Genomic DNA, 16,803 nt, shown 5'->3' with positions numbered 1-16,803 from the left:
CCAGGCTTGCGACCTAGCCTAGCGCATTCCCTCCATTGTCTTAGATGAATGGAGTCCTTCCACATGCCGCAAGCCGGAGATGCGCGTCTGCAAGGACTATAGGGCGCGTTTCTTGGGATGTCTTCTCACAGCGGCTTCCTCAAAAAATATTTGGCAAAAGGTTCAAACTTTCTCAGGCTGTGTATTCTGGAAACTGTCACATTCAGCGTGTAGACACTTTTCGTAGTGTGGATCAGACAGGTCTTAATAGCATTTTCAGCAGGGGTGACCCTGAAACGACTTCCTGAGCCTGTTTTCTCGGTCTGTTTTTTCAGCCTGTTTTCTCAGCCTGCCTTGCTAAAGTTCTGAGCGTGTTCAAGTTCACGGCTTGGCGGCGATCGCCCCTGCCTCTGTCTCAAGCTTCTCAATACTCCCCTGGAGATGGTTATGGTCGAGTTTCATATCCAGCCCGACGGCGAAATCCCCGCCTCAACGCAGCTTTACAACCAGATCCGCTTTGCGATCGCCTCACGCCAGTTTCCCCCCCGGACAGCGGCTCCCCAGCACCCCGCGCCCTCGCCATGCAAACCGGGCTACACCGCAACACCATCAGCAAAGTTTATCGGATGCTGGAGGACGACGGCATTGTAGATGCCAAGGCGGGCGCGGGCATTTTTGTGAAATCGCAGGGCGACGAAGGCAGCACCAAAGGCAACCAGTCGCCTGTGCTGGCAAAGCATCCCCAGGCCTACAAGCTCGTGCAAAAAAGCCTAGACGAATTGCTCAATCAGGGCTGTTCCCTCAGTCAGGCGCGGGAGCTATTTTTGGCAGAAATCGACTGGCGGCTGCGGTGCAGTGCGCGGGTGCTAGTCACGGCTCCCAGCTACGACATCGGCGCAGGCGAGCTGATGGTGCGCGAGCTTCAGCAGGCGCTGCAAATTCCCGTCCAGCTGGTGCCGATGGAGGAACTGAGCAGCGTGCTGGATCAGGCGCGAGGCGGCACAGTCGTCACCAGTCGCTATTTCATCGGCGAGGCAGAGGCGATCGCCTCTCCCAAATCTGTCCGCGTTATCCCCGTCGATATCTACGACTACGGCAAAGAGCTAAAGCTGATGAAGGGGCTGCCCAAAGACACCTGCATCGGCTTTGTCAGCCTCAGCTCCGGCATTTTACGGGCAGCCGAAGTCATCATTCACAGCTTGCGCGGCGAGGAGTTGCTGATCATGACCGCCAAAGCAGACGATGCCTACAAGCTGAGCGCAATGGTCCGCAGTGCCCAGGTGATCATTTGCGACCAGGCCAGCCTGCCCAGCGTCAAAGCCGCCATCCAGCTTTCCCGCGACCACATCATTCGCCCGCCCAAGATCGAATGCTGTGAGAACTACATCGGTGAAAAATCCATCAGCTTGCTCAAGCGAGAACTAGGGCTGGAATAGCGAGGCTGGAATCGGGCGATCGCCCCAAACTTCCACCCCTCCTCATCACCTGCTACATCCAACAGATAAACCCAGATCACTCCCCCGTTTTACCCAGGCGGGGGATTTTTTTTGTAAAAATCCGCACAACCTGCGTAATTCCTCGCACCCCTACCGATAACTCTCCAGAGGTCAAGCGAGGGGCAACACCCCACAGCGGCACACCCCATAAAACATCAGCTCAGCCTCTTCACATCGAACCAATTGACTCAGCAAATTGAGTTTCACAATTAAGCCCTCGAAAGGAGAAATCGATCATGGCTGTTGGTAATAATCTCAACAACACACTAATCGCAACACTGTTCAACGAATCACTGTTTGGATTAGGTGGAAACGACCTTTTAATCGGCAACGCCACAAACAACTACATCGACGGTGGCACAGGCAACGACACGATGCGCGGCGGCGCTGGAAATGATACTTACATTGTCAATTCTCCTAGTGACATTGTTGTTGAACTGCCAAATCAAGGAATTGATGAAGTCCGCTCTTTTATTACCTACACGCTGCCCGCAAACGTAGAAAACCTGACGCTACTGGGAACAGCCAATATCAACGGCACGGGTAACGGACTAAACAACGTCATCACTGGCAACACTGGCAACAACTTCCTGTTTGGACTGGCAGGAAATGACAGCCTCAGCGGCGGCGACGGCAACGACTATCTGGACGGCGGCATCGGCAACGACAACATGAACGGCGGCATCGGCAACGACACCTACATTGTCGATTCGCTAGGCGACGTTGCAGCCGAAGTCGCAGGCGGCATCGACCTGGTAATTGCCTCCGTCAGCCACACACTATCGACCAACCTGGAAAACCTCACCCTGACTGGCGCAGCCAACATCAACGGCACAGGTAACGCCAAAGACAACATCATCACTGGCAACAGCGGCAACAACTTCCTGTTTGGCTTGGCAGGCAATGACACCATCAACGGCGGCGCAGGCAACGACTATCTCGATGGCGGAGTCGGAATTGACACCATGCGCGGCGGCACTGGCAACGATACTTACATCGTCGATTCTGCTTCAGATGCGGTGGTCGAACTGGTCGGACAGGGCATTGACGAGATTCGATCCTTTGTCAGCTACACGCTGCCCGCAAACGTCGAAAACCTGACCCTGCTCGGCAGTGCCAACATCAACGGCACAGGCAACGGGCTAAACAACGTCATCAACGGCAACATTGGCAACAACTTCTTGTTTGGTCTGGCAGGAAACGACAACCTCAACGGCGGCGATGGCAACGATTACCTGCACGGTGGCGCGGGCAACGACAACATGAACGGCGGACTGGGTGACGACACCTACATCGTCGATTCACTGGGCGACGTTGCAGCGGAAGTAGCAGGCGGCATTGACCTGGTTATTGCCTCCGTTAGCCACACCCTGTCTGTCAACCTTGAGAACCTGACCCTGACTGGAGCCGCCAACCTGAATGGCACGGGCAACTTCCGAGACAACGTGATCGTTGGCAACAGCGGCAACAACGTGCTGAGCGGTCTGGGCGGCAACGATACGATAGTGGGTGGCGCTGGCTCAGATACGCTGCTGGGTGGCGACGGCAACGACAGACTGCGCGGCGGCACCACGGCACTCAACGCAGGTGAGCGGGACATCATGACGGGTGGAGTCGGAGCAGACACCTTTGAACTGGGAAGCAGCGCAGGTTCTTATTACCTGAACTCGGCCGGCAACTCGTACGCTAGCATCACGGACTTCAGCGCCTTCCAGCTAGATAAGTTCCAAGTTAAGGGCGCTCTCAGCCAATATCGACTGGATAAGACCCGCAGCCTGGAAGGTGGCGCGTCCCTCGATACGTTGGTCTATCGAGGCTCTGACCTAATTGCGGTGGTGCGCGATACAACCAATGTGTTCCTCGGACGCGACTTTGTAGCAGTGTAGGTGTGTTTGATTTGAGTGTTTGATTTAAGTGTCTGAGCTGTGATGGCTGTCGTCACAGTTTGATAGGACATCAGCAGGACATGAACGAGCTTGGGGGCCAGTTGCGATCGCCCCCCAAGCTCTTTTTTTATCTGGCGATCGCCTTCTTGCGTGTGTGGGAGGGCGCTATTGCTCCGCAAGGCTTCGCAAACGCACTTCTGGTGTAGTGGAGGGCGATATTGCTCCGCAAGGTTTCGCCAACGCTCAACCACATTCCATGAGGTTTTCTCATCTGAAGATTTACTGAAGCTGTCTGCCTAATTCCCAGAATCAGGGGTATTATGCGGATTATCGTCTGCCTATCTACCCAATTTGGGATCTTAGACAGATCTCAATCAGCCTATCTACCCAATTTGGGATCTTAGACAGACGGATTTCAGCCTAATTGCCCTCTGCGGGGTAGATAGGCAGACGGGATCAGTCTAATTGCTAGTTAGCCCTCAGCGTTCTGGTTCAGTTAGCTTACGGGTGAGTAGGCGATTCGCCCCCAATTGCGAAGATTTAGTTCTTCCAGCGCTCGGTCAACCCGAACACTCCCAACAGCGTTCGGGTAAGATGCCAACGTTGAGCGGTGATAGGCTTGGGTCAGCAGTTTGAGGTTCCGAGAGGTATCGGGGGGCGATCGCCGAAAGGCGTGGGTGCTGAGAGATGAAGGGCGATCGCCCAGAGGTGTTGGTGTTGGGAGATGAAGGGCGATCGCCGAGAGGTGTGGGTGCTGAGAGATGAAGGGCGATCGCGAAGGCTAACACCTCGCTGCAACGGACGGAACAGAGATGCTGGTTGAGACCAAGAGCGATAGACCGCCGTTGAGCTTCACCGTTAGCCCTCAGCGTTCTGGTTCTGTCAGCTTGTCGGTGGGTAGGCGATTCGCCCCCCACTTGCAGAGGCTCGGTTCTTCGAGATCCGGGTCAAGCCGCACACTCCCAACAGCTTTCGGGTTAGCCGCAGAGGTTGAGTAGCGACAGACTTCGGTCAGTGTGCAACGCCCCAAAAGGTATCCGGGGGGCGATCGCCCAGAGGTGCGGGTGCTGAGAGAAACGGGCGATCGCCCAGAGGTGTTGGTGTTGGGAGATGAAGGGCGATCGCGAAGGCTAACACCTCGCTGCAACGGACGGAACAGAGATCCTGGCTGAAACCGAGAGCCACTGACCGCCGTTGAGCTTCACCGTTAGCCCTCAGCGTTCTGGTTCTGTCAGCTTGTCGGTGGGTAGGCGATTCGCCCCCCACTTGCAGAGGCTCGGTTCTTCGAGATCCGGGTCAAGCCGCACACTCCCAACAGCTTTCGGGTTAGCCGCAGAGGTTGAGTAGCGACAGACTTCGGTCAGTGTGCAACGCCCCAAAAGGTATCCGGGGGGCGATCGCCCAGAGGTGCGGGTGCTGAGAGAAACGGGCGATCGCCCAGAGGTGTTGGTGTTGGGAGATGAAGGGCGATCGCGAAGGCTAACACCTCGCTGCAACGGACGGAACAGAGATCCTGGCTGAAACCGAGAGCCACTGACCGCCGTTGAGCTTCACCGTTAGCCCTCCTTACCCCCGCACCCTCAAAGCTTTCTGTGTATGTTTCAACGTTAGAAATGTAAAGTTATACTAGAGAATAATTTTCTCTCCTGCATTTACCAAATGATTCATGGGCAGTCTGTCAAGAAAATTCTGATCTTATCGGCGAATCCTTTAGGGACTGATAGATTACGTCTGGATCAGGAGGTGCGAGAGATCCGAGAAGCTATTCAAAAGTCTAGAAATCGCGAAAATATTGACCTCGTTATCGCAACAGCAGTTCGTACAAAAGACATACAACAGGAAATTCTGTACAACAGACCACAAATTGTTCATTTCTGTGGTCATGGTGCTGGGAATCAGGGCTTAATATTTGAGGACATCAATGGAAGGGCAAAACCTGTTACGACAGAAGCCCTTGCAACGTTGTTTGGATTATGTGCAAATTATGTAGAATGCGTAGTACTTAATGCTTGCTACTCAATTTCTCAAGCAGAAGGGATAGCCAATCGTATTAAATACGTAGCAGCCATGAGACAAGAACTCGGAGATAAAGCTGCTATCGAGTACTCACGCGGCTTCTACTTTGCTATTGCTTCTGGTGAAGCATACGACATTGCCCATGAATATGGGCGTAGTGCTATTCAAATTGAGGGTCTTGGTGAAGAGATGACCCCAATAATCAAAAAAAAAGATCTGGATTGATTGCTCAGGTTGCGTCTGATCTTAGTGGTGAAACATCAAAATATCCATTCGCACTGACGAGGTTCTTTAATCGGCTACCTGAACGAGTTCAGAAGATTGTAGTTGTAACCGTAATAGGTATTAAGGCACTAAGAGATGTTCTAAAGATTTGCATAGTGATTTTTCTCTTATGGCTTTGTGGCTACATCACATTGAAACAGCTCTTGCTCTTCTATTCAATCTTGTTAGCTGGCATCATACTATCTGCTATTGCACCTGCTATATCTTCTATCTACTCTGTTCCATCTGAGTGGATAGGTTTACAACCTGCAATGGTACTTTTCAACAGATTTACTCATGAGAATTTGGAGGAGCTGAACTCTTTAGGAGAGATGGAATTAGAGAGAGCTATTCAAGTACATAATGAAGCAGCAGAAATAATTGCAAAATATCTGTCTGATTCTCCAAACTTATTAAGGCGTTATCCTGAAATTTCTGAAGCATTCCGAGAAGTCAACGTCGGAAGCAGAAAGGCTCAAGGACTATACAGTATCAAGAAACAACAACGAAGAGTTCAAGAGGAAGAAGATAGACAGCAAAGACTTCGTGAGCAGGCGCGAAGAGAGGAGGAAAAAAGAACTTACTGGCAATATGTTCACCAAGAGCGCAATAAGCGAGGATTGCGAAACGGTGTGCCCCCTGTAGACAATTACAGATGTCCAGCTCAATTCCCAATCCGGGCTACTGCTAATCTTAATGATTCAGATGCACGAGGCATTTATTATTACCCAGATGAAAGAGCAGGTGTCGAGGTTTATTGGTGCTTTGGCAATGCTGAAGAGGCAAAAGCCGATAACTTTCGTCGTCCTTATAAGAAACCACCTAAGCAACAACCCAGATGATGGTTAACTGTAGCCCACAACAGAGGGCTAACACTTCACGGCAGCGGACGGACGAAAGCCTCTGGTCTTAGTTCAAGGTTATCTGCCGCCGCTGCGTTTTGCCGTTAGCCTGCTGGGTCAACGGTGGGGTACAGCCCGAACCATATCTGTTAGTAGCTAGAGCAAATTGAGCGTAAAGGTACTGGTAAGACTGTACCTCGAAACTGCTAGTAGGGCTATCATTGAGGGTGAAAAGCCGGAACTGGGGTGTGCAAGATCCCATAGGTGCGCATCATTTAAAGCTAATGGGTACAATTGCTCTAGACGAAAGTGCTGAAAACTAGATATGCCCAGAAAAGAGATACCTGACAGTGCTATTGAGTTAGTTGCTAAACATATCAATACAAGAAGCAACAAAAATTATGGTATTCCCGTAATTGGGCACGAAGAAAATATAGAGACTCCTCAAATATCAGAAGTGTTGAATCTCGATACACAACTTTACAAACCTGGAGATTTTTGGCGAGTTTGAGCTTCTGTTAATGAGAATGAGGTCAATAGTCAGACCAATTCGGTATCACCAGCACCAACGCACAACTTGGCACTACCCGCCAAAATCTTAAGATTCAACACTTGTGGGCTGATTTATACTTAAACTATGCCCAAGTTAGACATTATCCACAATGCAGTAAAAAACGCATTGATAAAAGATGGCTGGTCGATTACAGATGACCCTTACGTCATCCAATATCGAAAAACTATGCTGTACGCCGATCTTGGTGCTGAACGTCCGATAGCGGCTGAACGAGACGGGCAGAAGCTAGTCGTGGAGGTGAAAAGCTTTATCGGCGCATCAAAAATACAAGACTTAAAAGAGGCTCTCGGTCAGTATGACATCTACCGCTACCTTCTAGAGGAAATAGCCCCAGACCGTAAGTTGTACATCGCTATCAGCAACGTTGCATACAATACCTTTTTTACTCAGGACGTAACTCAGCTCATTCTCAATAAACATCAACTTCCAATCATTGTTGTAGACATAGGAACAGAGGAGATTATGCAATGGATAAACTAATTGAGTATTCAAATTTAATTAAGCGCATTCTGACTGAGTATGTGGAACTGAGTAACCGCCATCCTAATCCAGATATTGAGACTTTTTTGATTGTAGATGAGGCAAAAGCTCACTATATATGGATGAATCTTGGTTGGCAGAATGGAGAACGTGTTACTGGGATGACAGTCTATGTGCGGATTAGGGACGGTAAATTCTGGATTGAAGAGGATTGGACTGAAGACGGTATCGCTACTGATTTAGTTAGTGCAGGGGTTCCTAGAGAGGATATTGTGTTGGCATTTCATGAGCCAAAGATGCGACAGTACACAGATTTTGCAGTTGCGTCATAGTGGCGGCGCAGGCTAACACTGCGTTGGTGCGGACGGTACAGAGGTTATCGATGAGAGTTCGAGGATATCTGCCGCCGCACAACTTCACCGTTAGCCCTCAGCGTTCTGGTTCAGTCAGCTCACGGGTGAGTGGGCGATTCGCCCCCCAGTTGCGAAGATTTAGTTCTTCCAGCGCTCGGTCAACCCGAACACTCCCAACAGCGTTCGGGTAAGATGCCAACGTTGAGCGGTGATAGGTTTGGGTCAGCCGTTCGAGGTTCCGAGAGGTATCGGGGGGCGATCGCCGAAAGGTGTGGGTACTGAGAGATGAGGGCGATCGCCCAGAGGTGTGGGTGTTGGGAGATGAAGGGCGATCGCTCTGTGTAAGTCCTAACGGTTAATATTTCCGCTCCTGGGGCTGAAACTGAGTGATGGTCACTGGGCGATAGCGTAGCTCAATGCCCGCAGGCGAGTAGTAGGCCATTGTGTGCTGGAGAAAGTTCACATCGTCGCGATCGGGGTAGTCTTCGCGGCAGTGCGACCCCCGACTTTCCCTGCGGTTCAACGCACCCGTGAGGATGATTTCGCCGACGGTGAGCAGGCTTTGGAGTTCTAGAGCTTCGATCAGTTCCGTGTTCCACAGCTTGCCTTTGTCGTCTAGGAAGATATTGCCCGCCTGCTGGCGGATGGTTTGCAGCTTTTGCAGCCCTTCCTGCATCACGTCTTCGGTGCGAAACACGCCGCAGTGGTCGGTCATGCAGTCCTGAAAGGCTTGCCGCACGGTGTTGATCCGGTGTTCGCCGCGCTGGTCGAGCAGTTCTTGAATGCGCTGGCGGGCTTCGCTGAGGTAGCGTGTTTCGTTCACGTCGGGCAGCTTGCGGTTTTGCACATAGCGGGCGATCGCCGCTCCGGTTCGCCGTCCATACACCACGCACTCTAGCAGCGAGTTGCTGCCCAGGCGGTTTGCGCCATGCACCGACACGCAGGCTGTTTCCCCCGCCGCAAAGAACCCTTCTACCAGATTCTCATCGCCGCTCCGCACCTGCCCATCCGTGTTGGTGGGAATGCCGCCCATCGAATAATGCACGGTCGGACGCACGGGAATTGGCTCATGCACCGCGTCGATGCCCAGCAGCCGATGCGCTTCTTCCCAGGCAAAGGGAATGCGGCTCATGATTTTTTCGCGGCCCAGGTGGCGTACATCGAGATGGACGAAGGGGCCGCCCGCGCTGCCGTCTCGGTGGATGCCGCGTCCGGCCCGAATCTCTTTCACGATCGCCCGTGAGGTAATGTCTCGCGGCGCTAGCTCCATGCGGCTGGGGGCGTAGGTTTTCATGAAGCGATCGCCCTCCGAGTTCACCAGATAGGCCCCTTCGCCGCGCACCGCCTCTGAAATCAGCACCCCCACGCCATACACGCCCGTTGGGTGAAACTGCACAAACTCCATATCTTCCAGCGGCAATCCGGCGGCGGCCGTCATCGCCAGCCCGTCGCCCGTCGAGGCAAAATCGTTGGACGTAGTGTTATATACCCGCCCATAGCCCCCCGTCGCAAACATCACCGCCTTAGCCCGCACCACTTCCAGATGCCCATCGCGAATGCGGAACATGACCAGTCCCTTGGCTTGTTCCTCTTCCAAAATTAGGCGCATGACGTACCACTCGTCATAGATGTAAACGCCGTAGCGCCGCAGGTTGTTCACCAGTTCGTGCAGAATGGCGTGACCCGTCTTGTCGGCGGCGTAGCAGGTGCGGTTGTGGGAATGGCCGCCGAAGGCCCGCTGAGCGATGCGTCCGTCGGGTAGGCGCGAAAATAGCACGCCCATGTGTTCCAGGTCGATCACCACGTCGGGCGCTTCGCGGGTGAGGATTTCCACCGCATCCTGGTCAGCGAGATAGTCGGAACCCTTCACCGTGTCGAAGGCGTGGGCTTCCCAAGAATCTTCGCTATCGACATTTTTGAGCGAGGCCGCCATGCCGCCTTGGGCAGCAACCGAGTGGGAGCGAATCGGGTGCGTTTTGGCAATTACGGCCACGCTGAGGGATGGATTCCTGCGGGCAATTTCGACAGCGGCGCGGCACCCGGCCAGTCCGCCGCCCACAATCACAACGTCGTGATCAATCATGCTAATGTGCTGGGTCGGTGTTCTCCTGTTCTCTATGGTGACGCAAAACAAAAGTTCCCCACCGATTAGCAGGGAACTTCTTTAGAAAGTAGCGACAGCAAGTACCAACTTTCTTACTTAAGCGGAGACGGGCGGCTAGCTGAGGCTCTGGGCGGGTCGCTGGCCGGAGACGGTCACCTTTTTGCTGGCGGTTTCTGTGGCCGGATCGACCGACGAAAACTCGATGTGGTTGAGCAGCGTGGTGACGAAGGCAAACAGCAGGAACGGCAGCGACAGCACCAAAATCAGCCCTACGGTGACCAGGGCAAATAGCGGGCGACTCGTGCCCATCAGCGCCAGCGCACTGGCCAGGCTGAGGAAAATAACCACCAGCCAGACCACTACCTGACCGTAAATATCCCCGAAAGACAGCGTGCAAGTGACGCGATATTTTTCCATATTCATGACCGTTAACCCATTTAGCCTTGAGTGGTTGGCAAACCTGCATTGCGGCGGCTCGGGCGATCGCCCAGTGAGGCGCATCTCACTGACCCCAAAAGGCAACGCAAGTTGAAGCGTATAAAACTAATGGACTAAGCGTAAAGCTTGAGTTGAGCGATCGCCCGAAGTCCTCAATCTCTCTTAAGGTTTCTGCAACATCTGTTTAATGAGGGGTTGGGGGTTAGGTGAGGATGGGAAATTTTTCTGGTGGGGACTTGTCAATTTTGCAATATCAGTTTATGATATCATCAAGGTAGATATCAAAATATGATATCTAAAAGCTGTATTTCTACTACCTCCCATGAAACCTACAACGTTTGGTTCGCTTGGTTCTGCTCAAGCCCGTTCCGCGTTGATTGCTCAAGTCTCGTCCTGCCTGCGTTTAAGGGGCGATCGCTCTCTCATGACACCCGTTTTTCCCGCGTTCAAGCTTTGGAGTTCTGCCCCTGCAATGGCTCGGCAGTTCCGCTCAAAAGCAACTCTCGTAACCACGTTTGGCCTGATGGCTGCTGTGGGTTCGGGCTGTGGACCAGCACAGTTTCTCAACCCGACTACAGACCCTGCCCCTTCTCCGACAGCAGCTTTACGGCCTTCCGGTGGGCTAGTTATCCCGTCACCCGCTCCGACAGACTCCAGCCCCCAAAACTCCATTACGCTGAAGCTGGGCGATCGCGGCTTCCGAGTGAGGCAGATTCATCAACAGCTCATCAGAAGAGGACATCTGCGGGCGGATTACCCAATTGATCAGGGCGATCGCTATGGGAATCGCTATGACGAGGAAACTGCGGCTGCCGTTGCAGAGTTTCAAAAACAGGTTGTGGGGCTGCCTGCAACGGGCGAAGCCACTGAAGCGACCCAGGTCATGCTGGGTCTCATCCCTGTGCCACGGCCGTCGGATGGTCTGCCTTGGGGGCCAGTCAAGCCAGGAGACATCAAGCAAAGTGTAGGCACGCTGCAAGAGCGACTTACCCGCCTAGGCGATTTCACAGGAGCGATCGATTGGAACTATGGCTCAAACACTGAGGCCGCCGTCCGAAACTTTCAGCTTGAGTGTCAGTGCGGCTTGGAGCCAGACGGAATCGCCAATCAAATCACCCGCAGTATGATGCTAATTCGGCTGAAGCAGCAAGAGGAAACGCAGCAATCTTCCCTAGCTCAGCGCAAGTTTAAGTTGGCCCAGTCCGCAGGTGCAAATCCCGGTTGTTTCATCAGCCAGGGGGTTGCACCTTTTCTGGTTGCGCCACCCCTAAAATCAAAAAAGCCTGAAATTATTAGTTTTGATAGATCCGGCACTCAGCCCTAACCCCTGATCAGGCTTTCCATCGCCGTTTGCAGGTCTTGGGTCAACTGCGAGACGGCCTCGCGGCGGTTGGCGCGATATTGCTCAGCGCGATCGCTCACTGACAGCGGCGTGCCGACGGTCATCACGACGCGGCGGGGGCCGAGGCGGAGGGGCGGTTTGGGTGCTTCGCCCTTGAGTCGGTTCACCATATTTCGCAACAGCAGCAGCGTCTCGGCAAAGCGCTCGGCGGTGGGCTTTTCCATGACATAGCGCCCCGTGACGCTGACGAAATTTTCTACCAGGCGCATGTGCCAGATCCGCAGGTCGGCTTCTTCAGCGATGCGGTCGGCCAGGCCGCGCTCGGCGGGCGACAGCGCCTCCAGGTTCAGGTCTTCGCGGAAGATGCGCTCCCACCCGGCTTGCTCCAGGCGGCGGCAGCGGTCGGTGAGGCTGCCTTTGGGGGCGATCGCAAAAAATTCTTCTGCCACCTTCAGCGCCGTATCGAGCAGCGACTTCAGGCGGGCGGCGAGGCGGGTGTTGGGGTCGGCATCGGCGGGCAGGTCGGGTGTGACGAGCGATCGCCCATAATATTTGCTGTAATAATTCTCCATCTGCGTTAACAACGTTTCGCCCAGGTTTAATAGCCGCTGATAAAGCTGAGCCTGTTGCTCTGGCGAGGGTTCTGTGCCGTCTTGCAGACCCAGATAGGCCGTCGGCGAAACGCTGGCCCGAATGCCCGTGTCAGATTCCAAATCCAGAAGGAGCTGTTCGAGCGATCGCCACGGCGGCGTGATGTAGTGATACTGGATGCCCACCGGCAGTAGCGACACCGATTCAGTGCGCCCAGCTTTTTGCAAATCCTCCACACACCAAAAGCCAAACTGAGCAATTCCCGGCTCCAGCGGGCTAACGATTTCGTTGTGTCCATTGGTGCCGCCCTCCGGCGACGCGGCCATGGGAAACTGCCCATTGGCAAACAGATCGCGCACCGCCTTCAGGCTCACCAGATCTGCCTTGCCCCGCTTCACAGGCACACAGCCCATCTTGGGCAATAGCCAGCCGACAAACTTGCCCGCCCACAGCGGAATCCCCCGGTCATAGATAAAGTGGGCGTGAACTGGCTTTTGCAGCGACACGCCCAACTCTCGCGCCGTCTGGGGCACCGACCGCGACAGCAGCCACAGCAGCGAAAACGGGTCATCCGGCGTGGGATGCCGAAACGCCAGCAAAAATCGCGTCTTTCCTGCCTGAAACTGCTGAAACAACTCAACCAGTTGCTTGGCGTTTTCTACCTCCACATCAGCGATCGCCACTCGCAGCTTCATCCAGGACGGCAGCACCGCACACATCCCCCGGTAAACCAGCGGGTCAAAATCGGGCGGAATAAACTCCAGCGGGGGTTGGACTTGGGTGATAGGGGAGGGCATTTGGGGAAGAGGGAAGACGGAAGAGGGAAAAACGAAGAACGAAGAGGGAAGAACGAAGAGGGAAGAACGAAGAGGGAAGAACGAAGAACGAAGAGGGAAGAAGGAAAATTTCTGTTTTTCGGTTTTGAGACTGTAAATTATTTTGTGTAAGCGGTCAAAATTAGTTCAAACATCAGGAGACCGCCCATGCCTCGCCGTCGTCGCCCCCAAGATAAAGTAGACCACCTGCTGGATGAGCTGCTTGCCGATTACTCCACCCCCGAGCAAATCCTGGGAGAACAAGGACTGCTCAAACAACTGACCAAACGACTGGTGGAACGAGCACTGCAAGCAGAATTGAGCCATCACCTGGAAACCGAAGTCCAAGCTCCGCCTCCTGAAGAAACCAGTTCCAGCAAGCGTCGCAATAGTCGTAACGGGTACTCCTCTAAAACCGTCAAAGCAGACTGTGGAGAATTGGCACTCTCGATTCCCCGCGACCGTAACAGCACCTTTGAGCCGATTTTGGTGCCCAAAGGAGAGCGACGCTTGAGTGGGCTGGATGACAAAATCATGGCAATGTATGCCCGAGGCTTGAGCACTCGAGATATTCAAGCGCAACTGGAGGAACTCTATGGGGTGGAGGTTTCTCCCACGTTGATTAGCCAAGTCACCCGATGCGGTCAGTGACGAGGTGCGTCAGTGGCAGAACCGCCCGCTGGCTAAGCTGTATCCGATTGTTTACCTCGATGCCATTCACGTTCATGTGCGAGAAGACGGGCGGGTGAGCAATCATGCCGTTTACGTTGTCTTAGGTGTAACGCTTGACGGGATTAAGGAAGTCCTAGGGCTATGGATGTCTGCCAATGAAGGGGCAAAGTTTTGGCTCAAAGTGCTGACCGACCTCAAGAATCGCGGCGTAGAAGACATTTTCATCGCCTGTGTAGATGGACTCAAAGGCTTCCCCGATGCGATTGCAGCGGTCTTTCCCAAAACACGAGTGCAGTTGTGTATCGTGCATCTGATTCGCAACTCTTTGCGCTATGTGCCCTGGGGCAGCCAAGCCGAAGTCATTGCCGACCTCAAGCCGATTTATCAAGCGGCCACGGTAGAGGAGGCTGAGACCGCACTAGAAAACTTCGCTGATAAGTGGGACAGGCTCTATCCCACGATTTCCCAGATCTGGTTGCGTCACTGGAACAACATCATCCCCTTCTTTGACTATCCACCAGACATTCGCAAAGTGATTTACACCACCAATGCAATCGAGTCGCTCAATCGCTCGTTGCGTAAGGTGCTCAAGACAAAGGGATGCTTCCCCAATAGGAATCGGTCTACAAGCTGCTCTACTTGGCGCTTAACAATATTGCCAAAAAGTGGACGATGCCGATCCGCGATTGGAAAGCAGCACTCATGCGTTTTGCCATTGAGTTCCCCGATCGCTTTCCTCAGTTCTAAGCCTTACACAAAAAAATTGACACTCTCCGGTTTTCGTTCTTCGTTTTTCGTTTTTTCTTTTTTTCCCTTTATACCCCACGCAGGCGCATCGCTTCGACGGGTTGCCCCAACTGGAGATGCTGATGGGCGATCGCCCCCACTTCCTCTGGCAGCACGCGCCAATACCACACCTCGTCTGGCAACACCAGCACCATCGGCCCGTTGCCGCACTGCCCCAAACAGCCGCTCGCCACTACTTCTACCCCCTCGATTCCCTCTAAACTCGCCGCTCGAAATGCCGCCAGCACTTGCTGCGCTTTTGCCTTGCGACAGGCGTTGCTCTGGCAGACGAGGACTTGGTAGGGCATGGGGCGGGGGGATGGAGGAATCGAGGGGTGGAATTGCGAGATTGCGTCCGAAGATTCCCTCCATTATCCCAACCCGCCTATCCCAACCCGTCAACTCTCCACCCCCTTAGCACGCCTTTTCCCCTCTTCGTTTTTCGTTCTTCGTTCTTCGTTTTTTACTCTACGACCGCTCAACGGGCTGCATAGCCTCCAATTCAACAACTTCGGGCGCTGCGCCGCGACTGCGCTGGGTCATCAGCGACACGATCACAAAGGCGGCTAGCCCCAGCAGCGGGCTGATCAGCGTGGGGAATCCGTCAAAGTCGGCGGTGAAGATAGGGTTGGGAATGTAGAGCAACGTGTTGTCTGCGCCAAACATGGTGGGCATCAGCACAAAAAACAGCAGTCGCGCCGCCGTGCCCACTAAAATGCAGGCCATTGCGCCGTAGCGGGTCGCTTTGGGCCAATATAGCCCGCCCGCCAGCGGCACCAGCAGCCCCGCAAAGCCTAGGTCAAACGCCAGCAGCAGTAAGATGCCCGTTTGGGGTACTAGCAGGGCAAAGATTACGCCCAGGATGGTGATGACCAGTGCCATTGTTCGGGTAAGAGCCAGCAGGCGATCGCCCCCGGCGTTGTGGTCGGTGTGGCGAATGCCCAGAATGTTGTGGGCAATTACCGACGAGGTTCCCAAAATTGCGCCATCGGCGGTGGAGAGAGACGCAGATAGAATCGCAGCGATGACCAGCAGGCTGAGCAGGGGCGGTGCCACGTTTTTGAGGAGCGACAGCAGGATGGGACCGTCCGATTCCACACCCAATCCTGCCAGGATGCCCGGTGCGCCCAACGCCATCATCGCAAAGGGAACGCCGATGATTACTGTCCCTAGAGAGCCAATTAAGCAGGCCCGCTGAGCCGTTTCGGGGCTGTCGGCGGCAAAGACCCGCGCCATAAAGTCGATCGCCACAATATCGCCCAGCCCCAGCGCCAGCAGGGTAGCCCAGTTCACGGCGGCTCCCTGTCCGGGGTCTGTCAACTGTCCCAGGGCCAGCGGCCCCATGCCTTCGGGCACGTTTAGCCCAAAGCTGCTGCTCATAAAGCCCAACAGCGCCAGGGTTCCCAAGAAGGCGATCGCCACCTGAATTGCGTCTGTGTAGGCTACGGCAAACAGCCCGCCGCTAGCCGTGTAGGCAAAGACAATGGTGGCAATCAGCAGCACGCCGGCTGTGTAGCTGGTACCCAAAAATCCCTGAAACAAGAAGCCGCCCGCCACCAAGTTGCCCGCCAACAAAAAGGCAAAGCTCAGCACCATGATCACCGAGGCGACGATCTCAACGCGCCGACCATACTTGACTCGATAGAAATCGGGCAGCGTGATTAGCTTCATGCGGTTCATCGGCTTGGCAAAAAACAGCGCCGTGAGAAACAGGCAGAGCGCCAGCCCCAGCGGTAGGGACGCGCCCGCCCAAAAGCCAAACTGGGACGAAAGATCCATGTTGCCCATTGTGGCGTTTGAGTCCACAGACTGGGCCATGAGGGTTGCCGCCGCCAGGGGCAAGACGAGTCCTCGCCCTGCAACGAGATAATTGACGCTGTCGCCTTTGATCTGTTTGGAGGCCCAAACACCAACGCCCAAAGTTCCCAGGAGGAATACGATAATCCCCCAGAAAAAGATATGTTCTGCCATAATGAGTTGTTCCTGGTCGATAGAGTGAACGGTTGACAGTGGATTAAGCTGTCATCGATTTGGTTTCGGTCGATCTGGGAGCCAGTTGGGGCGGGGTCATGTCTCTGGCCGGAGGTGTCCCCCACCTCCACTGCTACCTTTTGTGTGCGTCGATGCACGCCTGATGCAATACCCTAAATCAAGTCCCTGAGCGC

At 54.1% G+C, this 16,803-nt stretch carries 17 protein-coding genes and 1 pseudogene; 10 read left to right on the top strand and 8 right to left on the bottom strand.

The features are described 5' to 3' along the window. Positions 1 to 426 precede the first annotated feature (426 nt). The 4 genes from O77CONTIG1_RS27845 to O77CONTIG1_RS26760 all read left to right on the top strand — a co-directional run bounded on the left by O77CONTIG1_RS27845 (position 427) and on the right by O77CONTIG1_RS26760 (position 3,567). Positions 427 to 630, top strand: coding sequence for a hypothetical protein (locus O77CONTIG1_RS27845; RefSeq protein WP_286132631.1), 204 nt, complete (start codon positions 427 to 429; stop codon positions 628 to 630). Continuing rightward, on the top strand, positions 561 to 1,415 hold the full coding sequence (locus tag O77CONTIG1_RS08780; RefSeq protein WP_286132629.1) for a GntR family transcriptional regulator: 855 nt from the start codon (positions 561 to 563) through the stop codon (positions 1,413 to 1,415). The genes O77CONTIG1_RS27845 and O77CONTIG1_RS08780 overlap by 70 nt, the downstream gene beginning before the upstream one ends. Positions 1,416 to 1,711: 296 nt before the next feature. Continuing rightward, positions 1,712 to 3,361 (top strand): calcium-binding protein, encoded by a 1,650-nt coding sequence (locus O77CONTIG1_RS08775; RefSeq protein WP_068509837.1) that lies wholly within the window; start codon positions 1,712 to 1,714, stop codon positions 3,359 to 3,361. An 80-nt stretch (positions 3,362 to 3,441) separates the two neighbouring features. After that, a complete protein-coding gene (locus O77CONTIG1_RS26760; RefSeq protein ID WP_286132628.1) occupies positions 3,442 to 3,567 on the top strand; it encodes a hypothetical protein in 126 nt (41 codons plus the stop codon). A gap of 354 nt (positions 3,568 to 3,921) precedes the next feature. Here the strand turns inward: O77CONTIG1_RS26760 and O77CONTIG1_RS24355 are convergent, their stop codons facing one another. From O77CONTIG1_RS24355 to O77CONTIG1_RS24345, 3 genes are all read right to left on the bottom strand, one after another. Beyond that, positions 3,922 to 4,149: a hypothetical protein gene (locus O77CONTIG1_RS24355; RefSeq protein WP_156435067.1), complete on the bottom strand. Its 228-nt coding sequence runs from the start codon at positions 4,147 to 4,149 to the stop codon at positions 3,922 to 3,924. 77 nt (positions 4,150 to 4,226) lie between these two features. Continuing rightward, entirely contained in the window at positions 4,227 to 4,508 is a 282-nt protein-coding gene (locus tag O77CONTIG1_RS24350; RefSeq protein ID WP_156435065.1) for a hypothetical protein, read from the bottom strand. A gap of 67 nt (positions 4,509 to 4,575) precedes the next feature. Next, positions 4,576 to 4,857 carry a hypothetical protein gene (locus tag O77CONTIG1_RS24345; RefSeq protein ID WP_156435065.1) on the bottom strand — a complete coding sequence of 94 codons (282 nt, stop codon included), beginning with the start codon at positions 4,855 to 4,857 and terminating at the stop codon, positions 4,576 to 4,578. 163 nt (positions 4,858 to 5,020) lie between these two features. Between O77CONTIG1_RS24345 and O77CONTIG1_RS08770 the strand changes: the two genes are divergently transcribed. From O77CONTIG1_RS08770 to O77CONTIG1_RS08760, 4 genes are all read left to right on the top strand, one after another. Then, positions 5,021 to 5,602: a CHAT domain-containing protein gene (locus O77CONTIG1_RS08770; RefSeq protein WP_068509835.1), complete on the top strand. Its 582-nt coding sequence runs from the start codon at positions 5,021 to 5,023 to the stop codon at positions 5,600 to 5,602. Beyond that, positions 5,599 to 6,483, top strand: a complete 885-nt coding sequence (locus tag O77CONTIG1_RS25440) for a hypothetical protein (protein ID WP_197673355.1) — start codon at positions 5,599 to 5,601, stop codon at positions 6,481 to 6,483. Before O77CONTIG1_RS08770 ends, O77CONTIG1_RS25440 begins: the two co-directional genes overlap by 4 nt. Before the next feature lie 637 nt (positions 6,484 to 7,120). Continuing rightward, positions 7,121 to 7,537 carry a XisH family protein gene (locus tag O77CONTIG1_RS08765; protein WP_068509833.1) on the top strand — a complete coding sequence of 139 codons (417 nt, stop codon included), beginning with the start codon at positions 7,121 to 7,123 and terminating at the stop codon, positions 7,535 to 7,537. Continuing rightward, complete coding sequence (locus tag O77CONTIG1_RS08760) at positions 7,525 to 7,869, top strand: XisI protein (RefSeq protein WP_068509831.1); 345 nt, start codon at positions 7,525 to 7,527, stop codon at positions 7,867 to 7,869. The genes O77CONTIG1_RS08765 and O77CONTIG1_RS08760 overlap by 13 nt, the downstream gene beginning before the upstream one ends. Positions 7,870 to 8,245: 376 nt before the next feature. Here O77CONTIG1_RS08760 and O77CONTIG1_RS08755 read toward each other — a convergent pair whose 3' ends face one another. Together O77CONTIG1_RS08755 and O77CONTIG1_RS08750 are read right to left on the bottom strand one after the other, a co-directional pair. Then, on the bottom strand, positions 8,246 to 9,973 hold the full coding sequence (locus O77CONTIG1_RS08755; protein ID WP_068509829.1) for a succinate dehydrogenase/fumarate reductase flavoprotein subunit: 1,728 nt from the start codon (positions 9,971 to 9,973) through the stop codon (positions 8,246 to 8,248). A 135-nt stretch (positions 9,974 to 10,108) separates the two neighbouring features. Next, entirely contained in the window at positions 10,109 to 10,495 is a 387-nt protein-coding gene (locus O77CONTIG1_RS08750; RefSeq protein ID WP_317134232.1) for a hypothetical protein, read from the bottom strand. 460 nt (positions 10,496 to 10,955) lie between these two features. Here O77CONTIG1_RS08750 and O77CONTIG1_RS23420 point away from each other — a divergent pair, with 460 nt between their 5' ends. Beyond that, positions 10,956 to 11,756 carry a peptidoglycan-binding domain-containing protein gene (locus tag O77CONTIG1_RS23420; RefSeq protein WP_172799653.1) on the top strand — a complete coding sequence of 267 codons (801 nt, stop codon included), beginning with the start codon at positions 10,956 to 10,958 and terminating at the stop codon, positions 11,754 to 11,756. On the opposite strand, the gene O77CONTIG1_RS08740 is transcribed toward O77CONTIG1_RS23420, so the two are convergent. After that, entirely contained in the window at positions 11,753 to 13,162 is a 1,410-nt protein-coding gene (locus O77CONTIG1_RS08740) for a lysophospholipid acyltransferase family protein (protein ID WP_068509823.1), read from the bottom strand. The genes O77CONTIG1_RS23420 and O77CONTIG1_RS08740 overlap by 4 nt on opposite strands. Before the next feature lie 186 nt (positions 13,163 to 13,348). Between O77CONTIG1_RS08740 and O77CONTIG1_RS08735 the strand changes: the two are divergent. Next, positions 13,349 to 14,599, top strand: a pseudogene (locus tag O77CONTIG1_RS08735) (IS256 family transposase). Between the two features lie 68 nt (positions 14,600 to 14,667). Here the strand turns inward: O77CONTIG1_RS08735 and O77CONTIG1_RS08730 are convergent. Further along, complete coding sequence (locus O77CONTIG1_RS08730) at positions 14,668 to 14,946, bottom strand: (2Fe-2S) ferredoxin domain-containing protein (RefSeq protein ID WP_068509820.1); 279 nt, start codon at positions 14,944 to 14,946, stop codon at positions 14,668 to 14,670. Positions 14,947 to 15,106: 160 nt separating this feature from the next. Next, positions 15,107 to 16,609 carry a sodium:solute symporter family protein gene (locus tag O77CONTIG1_RS08725; protein WP_068509819.1) on the bottom strand — a complete coding sequence of 501 codons (1,503 nt, stop codon included), beginning with the start codon at positions 16,607 to 16,609 and terminating at the stop codon, positions 15,107 to 15,109. Between the last annotated feature and the right edge of the window lie 194 nt (positions 16,610 to 16,803).

Origin of the sequence: Leptolyngbya sp. O-77, assembly GCF_001548395.1 — a bacterium.
GTDB lineage: Bacteria > Cyanobacteriota > Cyanobacteriia > Elainellales > Elainellaceae > Thermoleptolyngbya.
Note: the sequence above shows the minus strand (reverse complement) of the source record. Positions and strands in the feature narration are given on the sequence as shown.

Bases quoted from the DNA above. Each gene is read 5' to 3' on its own strand.
- O77CONTIG1_RS27845 (WP_286132631.1), top strand. From the start codon at position 427: ATGGTCGAGTTTCATATCCAGCCCGACGGCGAAATCCCCGCCTCAACG.
- O77CONTIG1_RS08780 (WP_286132629.1), top strand. From the start codon at position 561: ATGCAAACCGGGCTACACCGCAACACCATCAGCAAAGTTTATCGGATG.
- O77CONTIG1_RS08775 (WP_068509837.1), top strand. From the start codon at position 1,712: ATGGCTGTTGGTAATAATCTCAACAACACACTAATCGCAACACTGTTC.
- O77CONTIG1_RS26760 (WP_286132628.1), top strand. From the start codon at position 3,442: ATGAACGAGCTTGGGGGCCAGTTGCGATCGCCCCCCAAGCTCTTTTTT.
- O77CONTIG1_RS08770 (WP_068509835.1), top strand. From the start codon at position 5,021: ATGATTCATGGGCAGTCTGTCAAGAAAATTCTGATCTTATCGGCGAAT.
- O77CONTIG1_RS08765 (WP_068509833.1), top strand. From the start codon at position 7,121: ATGCCCAAGTTAGACATTATCCACAATGCAGTAAAAAACGCATTGATA.
- O77CONTIG1_RS08760 (WP_068509831.1), top strand. From the start codon at position 7,525: ATGGATAAACTAATTGAGTATTCAAATTTAATTAAGCGCATTCTGACT.
- O77CONTIG1_RS08755 (WP_068509829.1), bottom strand. From the start codon at position 9,973: ATGATTGATCACGACGTTGTGATTGTGGGCGGCGGACTGGCCGGGTGC.
- O77CONTIG1_RS08750 (WP_317134232.1), bottom strand. From the start codon at position 10,495: ATGCGCCTCACTGGGCGATCGCCCGAGCCGCCGCAATGCAGGTTTGCC.
- O77CONTIG1_RS23420 (WP_172799653.1), top strand. From the start codon at position 10,956: ATGGCTGCTGTGGGTTCGGGCTGTGGACCAGCACAGTTTCTCAACCCG.
- O77CONTIG1_RS08740 (WP_068509823.1), bottom strand. From the start codon at position 13,162: ATGCCCTCCCCTATCACCCAAGTCCAACCCCCGCTGGAGTTTATTCCG.
- O77CONTIG1_RS08730 (WP_068509820.1), bottom strand. From the start codon at position 14,946: ATGCCCTACCAAGTCCTCGTCTGCCAGAGCAACGCCTGTCGCAAGGCA.
- O77CONTIG1_RS08725 (WP_068509819.1), bottom strand. From the start codon at position 16,609: ATGGCAGAACATATCTTTTTCTGGGGGATTATCGTATTCCTCCTGGGA.